The organism is Sodalis sp. (in: enterobacteria) (genome assembly GCF_047607725.1).
In the GTDB taxonomy this organism is placed as follows: Bacteria; Pseudomonadota; Gammaproteobacteria; order Enterobacterales; family Enterobacteriaceae; genus JBLKSS01.
The window spans coordinates 1-8,749 of record NZ_JBLKSS010000060.1; the positions used below are offsets into that span (position 1 = coordinate 1).

At 53.2% G+C, this 8,749-nt stretch carries 5 protein-coding genes and 5 pseudogenes; 6 read left to right on the plus strand and 4 right to left on the minus strand.

Annotated features, from left to right (window positions below):
• The 3 genes and pseudogenes from ACMX3H_RS06125 to cspE all read left to right on the plus strand — a co-directional run.
• Positions 1-235: pseudogene (locus tag ACMX3H_RS06125) on the plus strand (IS66 family transposase); the annotation flags it as partial.
• A 681-nt stretch (positions 236-916) separates the two neighbouring features.
• Positions 917-1,051 carry a DUF2627 domain-containing protein gene (locus ACMX3H_RS06130; protein ID WP_415210180.1) on the plus strand — a complete coding sequence of 45 codons (135 nt, stop codon included), beginning with the start codon at positions 917-919 and terminating at the stop codon, positions 1,049-1,051.
• 23 nt (positions 1,052-1,074) lie between these two features.
• A complete protein-coding gene (gene cspE / locus ACMX3H_RS06135; protein WP_005968829.1) occupies positions 1,075-1,284 on the plus strand; it encodes a transcription antiterminator/RNA stability regulator CspE in 210 nt (69 codons plus the stop codon).
• A 308-nt stretch (positions 1,285-1,592) separates the two neighbouring features.
• On the opposite strand, the gene pgeF is transcribed toward cspE, so the two are convergent.
• Positions 1,593-2,318: a peptidoglycan editing factor PgeF gene (gene pgeF / locus ACMX3H_RS06140; protein WP_415210181.1), complete on the minus strand. Its 726-nt coding sequence runs from the start codon at positions 2,316-2,318 to the stop codon at positions 1,593-1,595.
• Positions 2,319-2,429: 111 nt separating this feature from the next.
• Between pgeF and rlmA the strand changes: the two genes are divergently transcribed.
• Entirely contained in the window at positions 2,430-3,251 is an 822-nt protein-coding gene (rlmA, locus tag ACMX3H_RS06145; protein ID WP_415210182.1) for a 23S rRNA (guanine(745)-N(1))-methyltransferase, read from the plus strand.
• Positions 3,252-3,345: 94 nt separating this feature from the next.
• On the opposite strand, the pseudogene mntP reads toward rlmA, so the two are convergent.
• Positions 3,346-3,897, minus strand: a pseudogene (gene mntP, locus ACMX3H_RS06150) (manganese efflux pump MntP).
• Positions 3,898-4,042: 145 nt separating this feature from the next.
• Positions 4,043-4,470 (minus strand): annotated as a pseudogene (locus ACMX3H_RS06155) (ATP-binding protein); the annotation flags it as partial.
• On the opposite strand from ACMX3H_RS06155, the pseudogene ACMX3H_RS06160 reads away from it, so the two are divergent.
• Both ACMX3H_RS06160 and ACMX3H_RS06165 read left to right on the plus strand, forming a co-directional pair.
• Positions 4,468-4,801, plus strand: a pseudogene (locus ACMX3H_RS06160) (ATP-binding protein); the annotation flags it as partial. The pseudogenes ACMX3H_RS06155 and ACMX3H_RS06160 overlap by 3 nt on opposite strands.
• 807 nt (positions 4,802-5,608) lie before the next feature.
• The gene (locus ACMX3H_RS06165) at positions 5,609-6,736 is read left to right on the plus strand and encodes a toxin glutamine deamidase domain-containing protein (protein ID WP_415210183.1); all 1,128 of its coding nucleotides are present in this window, start codon (positions 5,609-5,611) and stop codon (positions 6,734-6,736) included.
• Between the two features lie 116 nt (positions 6,737-6,852).
• On the opposite strand, the pseudogene ACMX3H_RS06170 reads toward ACMX3H_RS06165, so the two are convergent.
• A pseudogene (locus ACMX3H_RS06170) lies at positions 6,853-7,985 on the minus strand (ROK family transcriptional regulator).
• Positions 7,986-8,749 lie beyond the last annotated feature (764 nt).

Below are 8,749 nucleotides of genomic sequence, written 5' to 3' on the forward strand. Positions count from 1 at the left end.
GGCGTTCAACTACCTGATGAACCACTGGCGGGCGTTGTGCTACTACGCCGGCGATGGCTGGGCGGAGATCGACAATAATATCGCTGAAAACGCGCTGCGGGTAATAAGCCTGGGTCGCAAGAACTATCTGTTCTTCGGTTAGGATAGCGGCGGCGACCGGGCGGCGCTGATGTATACGCTAATCGGCAGTTGCAAACTGAACGGCGTGGAGCCGGAAGCGTATCTGCGCCATGTGCTRRYSATYMYMKCRANAWMATCNMAWSARCWMWWWCWRWGARMYCTTACYRTNSMWRCCTTACCATCCCTGATAATAACTGTCAATACGGCGATGGGCGTACGCTTACGTCTTTTTTGTTCATTTCGATGCATTAACCTCGCATAGGTTATTTTTAAATTTATTAATTGGCATATTAGCGGGTTATGCACACAAAGAGATTGCACAACATTGGTGATCCTTTATAGCGCAACTTCAGCACCGCGCTGGGGCGAGACTTGACGCTCATAAGCGGATTTATCCTGGCCGAAAGGAGAGCTGAGGCCCCTTGGTGCATCATTGACGCGGTCATAAAGGTTTAGCACAATCTTTTCCTATGTTAGAAAAAGAGGTTATAAGGGGAAGGGTTAAAATTGTGAACTAGACCCCTTGATTTATTACATTGATGAATTAATAGTTATTTCTGAATAATGCATTGGACGTCGGCAGGGTTTTGCGCTAATATTACCTTTATCCGATAATGGTAGACCGCAGCGCTATAACCCCGTAGGAAATGGGGGTCTTCCGCACCTTATTGATGCGAGGTTGGCAGCCCAGTGTCTTGATTATGTGCGACATATCCGGCCCTGATTAAATATGGCTTGCCATTGTTTACAGAGTATGTGATAACGCAATTGGGTAAAACGAGGTACAGTTCTGTATATGAGTGGCATTTTCAGTAAAGAAGTTTTGCGTGTAGACGATTTCGTTGCATACCGCTTCTCTGCCGATCCTTATCTTAGTGCCTCAAGCAGTAACGACTCCAGTTTGTCTCTGTATCGCCAAAAGGCGATTTAAACACTCCAAAGGAAATATGTAAGATGGCAAAGATCAAAGGTCAAGTGAAGTGGTTCAACGAGTCTAAAGGTTTTGGTTTCATCACTCCGGCCGATGGCAGCAAAGACGTGTTCGTTCACTTCTCCGCTATTCAGGGTAACGGTTTCAAAACTCTGGCCGAAGGCCAGAACGTCGAATTCGAAATCCAGGATGGCCAGAAAGGCCCTTCAGCAGTTAATGTAACTGCCCTGTAATCCAGGTTGCTGCGGCAACGGTTAGTCATTTGACTGACGGATAACATCTAAGTCCCCCTGCTGGCTTCGCGCCCGCGGGGGGATTTAACGTTGGGGCCGCAACGCCCCTATGCTGGCAAACTCATTTTCGCCTAGCGACCCTTTCCTGCCGCACCCATTAATGAGTCCCGCGGCCTTGATGTTTACCACTGTGCCGATGCCAAACTGTTGCTCCGCTGCTTTTCCACCGTCTCGACAGCCTCCCTGCGTGCTAACGCTTCCCCACTGTGCCGACGCTGTACCTTGAGCTGCGGGCCTTCGCTTGCGCCTCACGCCGCGACGCCATCTGGCAGAATGATAAGTCCGCTATGCTGGTTGCGCCCGCTGATGGTCGGATGGGTGGGATCCCGCTCCCGCTGCTTGCTGTTGCGGCGAAAACTGGTATAGCGCAGGCCTTGCTCTGGCGCCGGCGCCGGGTGACAGAGGGTGCAGTGGCCGAGGGCATCGACTGCGCTAAACCCCAGCGTCAATAGCTGTTGCCGGGCGATGGCCGCCAGGTCCAGATGGCGTGGGCGCGGGGCAATGAGCGCTGTGGGTAGCGGCAACCGCTGCGTGAACTTCTCTACCAGCGTCTGGCTGACTTCATAGCAGCACGGCCCGGCCGCTGGCCCTATCGCCGTGACCCAGCGCGAGGGGGAGTCGCCCGCGGCGTTGAGCGTGGCGGCGAACTGCCCGAGTATTCCCGCCAACAGACCACGCCAACCCGCGTGTACCACGCCGATACGCCGGCCGTCGCGGCGGCAGAACAGCACGGGCAGGCAATCGGCGGTCAGTACCGTCAATAGTATGCCGGGGACGTCGGTAATGACGCCATCAAGCTCGCCAAGGGCTTCGCCCGGCCGGCGCACCCAGCCAATATCGGTGCCATGAACCTGCTTCTTGTCCGGTAACGTCGTTTGCCAGGCTTGAAGTACCTCTGGCATCAGCGACGCCTTGTCGCCAAAACCGTGCGCCACCCCGTGTATCGGTGACAACAGGGATGAATAAGCTGTCATCGTCGGTATGTAGAATCGGTGGGTGAAGCGCCCAGTGTAGCGTGTTTTCTACCGCCAGAGGGGCTATTTTGCGCTACACTGCGCCATAAATGTTTTCCGACCGGAATCGCCATGTCTTGTTTCCAATGTCCGCTTTGCCATCTTCCGCTCGTCCGGCACGATAAGCACTATCGTTGCGCCGGGCAGCACTGCTTCGACCGCGCCAAAGAGGGCTATGTCAATTTTCTGCCGGTACAGTTCAAGCGCAGCAAGGACCCTGGCGACGCGCCATTGATGATGGCGGCGCGCCGCGCCTTTCTCGACGCCGGCCATTATCAGCCGCTGTGCGCTAGCGTGATGGCGTCCATCGCCGCGCTCACGCCGCATCCTGGCCTACGCTGGCTGGATATCGGCTGCGGCGAAGGCTATTACACCGCCGCGCTGGCGGACCTGCTCAAGCGCCAGAGGCCAGAGGCGGAGGTGTACGGGATGGATATCGCGAAAAATGCGGTGCGCAGCGCCGCTAAACGCTACGCCCAGGTTCGCTTTTGCGTCGCGTCCAGCCAGCGCCTGCCTTTTGCCGATGCGTCACTGGACGGCATCATGCGCATTTATGCGCCGAGCAATCCCGCCGAGCTGCGGCGCACGCTGCGCCCGGGGGGCGTGCTGCTGACGGTGACGCCCGGCCCGCGCCATCTCTATCAGCTCAAAGCGCTCATTTATCGCGACGTGCAGCTGCACGGGCCAAAGGAAGAAACCGTCGCGGGTTTTGCCCCGCTTGGGGAAAGCGTGCTGCGCTATCCGCTGCGGCTGACCGGCGCGGAAGGCGTGGCGCTGTTGCGCATGACGCCTTTCGCCTGGCGCGCCACCCCTGAGGTGCTCGAACGGCTGGCGGTGACGACGCAGTTTGACCTCGAAACGGATTTTATCGTGCGCCTGTGGCGGCGTGTCTGAAGCCTGAGCGGCGCGGGCGGGGCGGGGAGTATCCCGCTCGATTGGCGCGGGCAGGGGGGATGACCCTGCTTTATTGGCGTGGGCAGAGCCGGGATTACCCAGGCAAATTGGCGAGCATGGCCTCGCCGATATGGCTATAGAGGATGTTGCAGCCGATGCCAATAAGGATGAGACCGCCAATGATTTCCGCTTTATTGCCCAGACAAGGCCCCACAAAGCGCCCCTGCAGCATACCGAGGGTCGACATTAGCAAAGTGGCAAGACCGATTAGCAGCGCGGTGTGAACAATATTGACCTTTAGCATCGCCAGACCTACGCCGATGGCCAGCGCATCAAGACTGGTGGCGATGGCGGTGGCGATCAGCACGCCCAAGCTGTGCTTACCGACCATGGCCGTCTGCACCGGCTGCGCTTTCCAGCCCGTCAGCACCATCCGGCCGCCCAAAAACGCCAGCAGGACAAACGCCACCCAGTGGTCCCAGCGCATAATATACTGGCTGGCCAGCAGACCAAGCCCCCAGCCGATAAGCGAGGTAATGGCTTCTATTACCCCGAAAATCAGTCCGGTGCGCAGCGCTTCTCACAGCGCGGGCTTGTGCAGCGTGGCACCTTTGCCGACGGAGGCCGCAAAGGCGTCCATCGACATGCCAAAGGCAAGAATAAGTGTGGCGTGCAGATTCCGACGTATCCGATCATCTGTTCCGGCGACATCCGATCAGTTATTCCGATATTTTCCGATCACCCATTCCAGTGATATTCAATCACGTGTTCGCTCATCTTCTGACTCGGTTTTAGTCTATTTTTCCTGTGCTGGCTACTCCTTGCTCTTTGCGTAGTGATTCGCCTTTAAGTTCCAGTTGATAGCTGGAGTGTACTAGCCTATCGAGTAACGCGTCAGTTGTCGTGGGGTTTTCTATCAGTCCATATCATTTTTTTACCGGCAGTTGACTGATCAGGATGCTGCTACTTTTGTCGTAACGATCTTCCATCACCTCCAACAGCATCGTTGCCTGCATCGGACTCATTGATTCCAGGCCCAAGTCGTCTAAGAGCAGTAACTCTATTTTTTCTAACTGCTTAAGTTAAGCTCTTTTAGGTAGGTTCCGTCTAGCTGGCACTGGTGAAGATGGGTCAGCAACCGACCCACACGCCAGTAACGCACGCTATATTGCTGCCAGCATGCCTGCTCTCCAAGCGCACAACTGAGCCAGGTTTTGCCCATCTTCACCAGTGCCAGCTAGACGGAACCTACCTAAAACAGCTTAAGCAGTTAGAAAAAATAGAGTTACTGCTCTTGGACGACTTGGGCCTGGAATCAATGAGTCCGATGCAGGCAACGATGCTGTTGGAGGTGATGGAAGATCGTTACGACAAAAGCAGCAGTATCCTGATCAGTCAACTGCCGGTAAAAAATGGTATGGACTGATAGAAAACCCCACGACAGCTGACGCGTTACTCGATCGGCTAGTACACCCCACTATCGACTGGAACTTAAAGGCGAATCACTACGCAAAGAGCAAGGAGTAGCCAGCACAGGAAAAATAGACTAAAACCGAGCCAGAAGATGAGCGAACACGTGATCGAATATCACTGGAGTGGGTGATCGGAAAATATCGGAATAACTGATCGGATGTCGCCGGAACAGATGATCGGATACGTCGGAATCTGCACGCCCGCCTTTTTCTTTTAATGCACACGGCAAATGACAGGGTCGCGCTCATGCCTGCTGGAAGCGCGTCGATAATATCCTTAGCGCTCGGCTCGCGGCTGGTTCCCTCTATTTTTTCGTAAAAAGACGATGGAATTACCCCGGCGCGTTTGTTTCAGTTCAGCGCGGATAATCCTATAAACTCCCTAGCGCCAGACATCCTGCCGCCAGTGAATAACTTGACGACCCCCTTCGCTAAACTTGTTGCAATTTACAGGCATTTAGCAGCCACCCTCTACGCTGCATGCCGGCGTACAACGGTCCTGACAACGCTCAGGCGGCGTGCGTGCATTATCAAGAATGGACCTGATATGCGCCAGCGACTGCGGATTTACAATGGGTATCGACCAAAGTAAAAAAGAGGAATAATGGCGGCAATTCACCTAAAGAAAACCTCATCTCCCGCGGCAGACTTTGTTGCCGGGTAATGAAATAATATTGAAAATCAAGCGGAAAAATCTAACTACATCGGAATACCTTATACTCCGCATCCAATATTCATACACGCACTTATTATGTAACTTTATAATAACACACGTCATCATAAATCATTATAGTGGCAAGGGATGTTCCTGGAGGCGTTTTTTTATATTGCACTTAATTAATGGCTACTATATTTTCCTTTCAATTAAATATATAAGGAACTGCCATGAACCCTACTAATACTTTCGATAAAACGAGACTTCCACCCATTCTGCCTAGTTTTGTGCAAAGCACTTATCATGATACATCAACCGCTTCAATGTCCTCCAATATACAAGAGGTGGTTAATACCGTTCCCACTTTCGTATCATTGAAAGATTTCCAGCAGAATATTTCTCATATTACGTTAAACGATATTAATGCTGTGATAATAGGCGGCGTCACCTATTCTCTTATGGGGGAAGGGGATGAAAAATTTTTTTCCGCTGGCCCCGATATGCATCTCAGTGAAGCCTTTCCCGGTGAGCAGATTAATGATGTCATTCGCACACTAAATGACTTGTTACATCAGAAACGGTTCACCACGGACAATGCCGCGCTACCACCGGCTACAGTCGACCAGAACTCACCCTCGCCAAGTTCGACCTCAGAGGTGCCTGATAAGGAATTTTCTTTGATTACCGTCTCCGCTGAGAAAGATAACATCCTCGACTCGGCAGAATATCGGACGCTTATTGTCACGGAAGGCCGCCACCCACCAACCTATTCTCCCGCAGAGGGTCAACGGGAAGCCTATAAAAACAAATTGAGTGACTATTTGCGCGGGCCTCTTCTGAAAGAAGTGAACCACCACGGCGCTAGCCCCTTGTGGCTGCGGCCGTTAGCCTGGGTATGCGATTTGTTTGGGTTTCACGGCGTAGGGCAAACCAATTGCCTCTCCTGTGCCACAGCGGTGGCAGACACGCTGAAAGAAGGCCAACTCCATTGCGCTGACCCCACCCTGCGCGGGGGCAGCCCCAGTCAATTTTCAACCCTCAAAAATGCCGTGGGTGGGATGTTTGATTCCATTGCGGCGATGTTGGACAGAGCTAATGCTCAACCGCGGTGCAATGCGGTGCTTTGCGTAAAGCGTCCCCGCAGCTTGTGGAGCAGGTTATTCTCTCCCACCGATGGTCACGCCTGTAATGTAGTAAAAGTCGACCAGACGCTTTTTCTCGTTGATGCGCAAAAGAGACGTTGCCGGACACTTTCAACAACGGACGATCGCGCCATCCAGCTCCGGCAAATAACGCATTTTCTTGGACCTATCGCCTCTGGTCCGGGTTGCCTACAATGGTTTGATGTCGGATTCTAAACGTTTCCCGGCGCCTCTGCGCGGTGGTCGGTTGGTCTGCACGCTGTACAACACATTTCACTTGTCTATGGGCATATGACTTTTAGTGCAGCCGACAAGTCTTTTGAGCAGTATGATTATTTCAACAGCACGTCATATTGCGGGTTGAACTCATCAAAAATGGGCAGCGCCGCCCCCCTAGCGCGGCGGTATCGCTGCCGGTCATCTCGATACGCACCCTGTGAGCATAGCTATATTTACTGCGCACCGAGCGCAACAGGGGAGATAACCGCGTAACGATCTTTTCCAGCAGCGGCTGGGGCATCAAACCGCCGATGATGACCGCTTCGGGATCGAATACGCATTCAAGAATATTGATTGCCTGGCGCGCCGCCGGCACCTGCAGCAAATCTTCCGGCAGCGCGGTAAGCGGGTCCAGCCCGCAGGCTTCCCAGGCCGTCTGTAATGCCAGGTAACGCTCCAGACAGCCACGGTTGCCGCAATAGCATTGCCGCCCGCCCGGCCGTACCACCATATGCCCCACTTCACCAGCGTTTTGAGCATGGCCACCGTAGACATGACCGTCGGTAAAAATCCCGGCCCCAAGACCGGTGCCCAGATAGAGATAGATAAACGAATCCAGCCGTTCCGCCACGCCGTGAAAGCGCTCACCAATAGCGGCTACCGTGGCATCGTTCTCCAGGGTCACCGGCCAGCCGGTCGCGGCGGATAGTCGCCCGACGACATCCACATGTTCCCAGCCATGCAGCGTGGTTGGTCCTTCAGAAGAAAGCCCCTCAACGCCAAACGGGCCGGGCATCACGATCCCAATACCGAGCATCTTGCGCCAATCAAGCGCCGTCTGCTGCTTTATGTCCAGCAGCTGTTGGGTAATCATTGCGAGTGTAGCGCCAGGATGGGGTTTTTGCATAAGGGTAAAGCGTCTTGTGCGCCCCGTGCCAGAAAGGTCGACCAGCACGATCAACAAACTTTGATGGTCGAGATGAATGCCGATAGAGTAAGCGCTGTCTGGATTCAACGTAACCGGAATCGCCGGCTGCCCGCGCGCGCCATCGCGCCGGGGCAAATGCGCGGATAGGCTCCCCGCCTGCTGCAGCTCGCCGACGATATTGGAAACCGTTTGCGGCGTTAGCGCCGTCAAACGCGCCAGCTCCGCCCGAGTTAATTCGCAGTTCAGGCGAATAGCCTCAATAACGACTCGCCGATTGTGAGCCTTGGCGTGTTCGAGATTCGTACCCGAGGTTCTCATAGTCCTTTTCCACCCATCATCCTGATAGCAGTATGCGGGAGAAAAAAAAGTTCAATCAAATTGATTTATCAAACAAACAAAAGCTGTTCAATTCGGTTATCGCACCCCATTTTATAAGCCTAATAGACTAATAATAAAGAAGATCATCAGGAGTCAATTAAAACAATAGAATTGATTTAATTATGTCGATCCCGCACCTCTTAACCGATTGCGCTGGTGGGTCTGGTTGACTCCGTGGGTTAAAAAACCAAGTGAGCTGATCGACCAGAAGAATTAATTCATCTGGTGATCTGATGAATCCTGTGAGCGATTGATCAGATGATCTGATTAACCAAGTAAGCCCGTGAATAAGAGGCAAGAAAAAGCCCTCTGTGCTGGCAGAGGGCTCCTTAATATTGCCTGCCATCCCGGCCTTGACGTAAGCGTATGCCCAGCGCCGTCTGTTAATTCCCCATCAAGTTATTGAAGATGATGTCCATTATTTTTTTAATGGGCTCAATTCATGAAACAAACCCCACCAAAACCCTCAAGACGTCGTCCCAATTTCCCGCTGGACTTTAACATTAAGCTGGTTGAGCAGGCGCTCCAGCACGGCGTATCCATTGCCAAGCTGGCACGGGATAACGGTAWSMRYNNNGTGGAGGACGTCTTGAATTATTGGTGGGTTTGTTGTATGAGACAGTAAACCTACGTTACACGCTTATGCTCATTGCATTTTCACATTGTATTGATTTTAATAACTTTTATTTCCATCCCGGTTTGAG

Excerpts from the sequence above, each read along its gene's own strand:
- cspE (WP_005968829.1), top strand. The coding sequence starts at position 1,075 with ATGGCAAAGATCAAAGGTCAAGTGAAGTGGTTCAACGAGTCTAAAGGT.
- ACMX3H_RS06130 (WP_415210180.1), top strand. The coding sequence starts at position 917 with ATGAGTGGCATTTTCAGTAAAGAAGTTTTGCGTGTAGACGATTTCGTT.
- rlmA (WP_415210182.1), top strand. The coding sequence starts at position 2,430 with ATGTCTTGTTTCCAATGTCCGCTTTGCCATCTTCCGCTCGTCCGGCAC.
- pgeF (WP_415210181.1), bottom strand. The coding sequence starts at position 2,318 with ATGACAGCTTATTCATCCCTGTTGTCACCGATACACGGGGTGGCGCAC.
- ACMX3H_RS06165 (WP_415210183.1), top strand. The coding sequence starts at position 5,609 with ATGAACCCTACTAATACTTTCGATAAAACGAGACTTCCACCCATTCTG.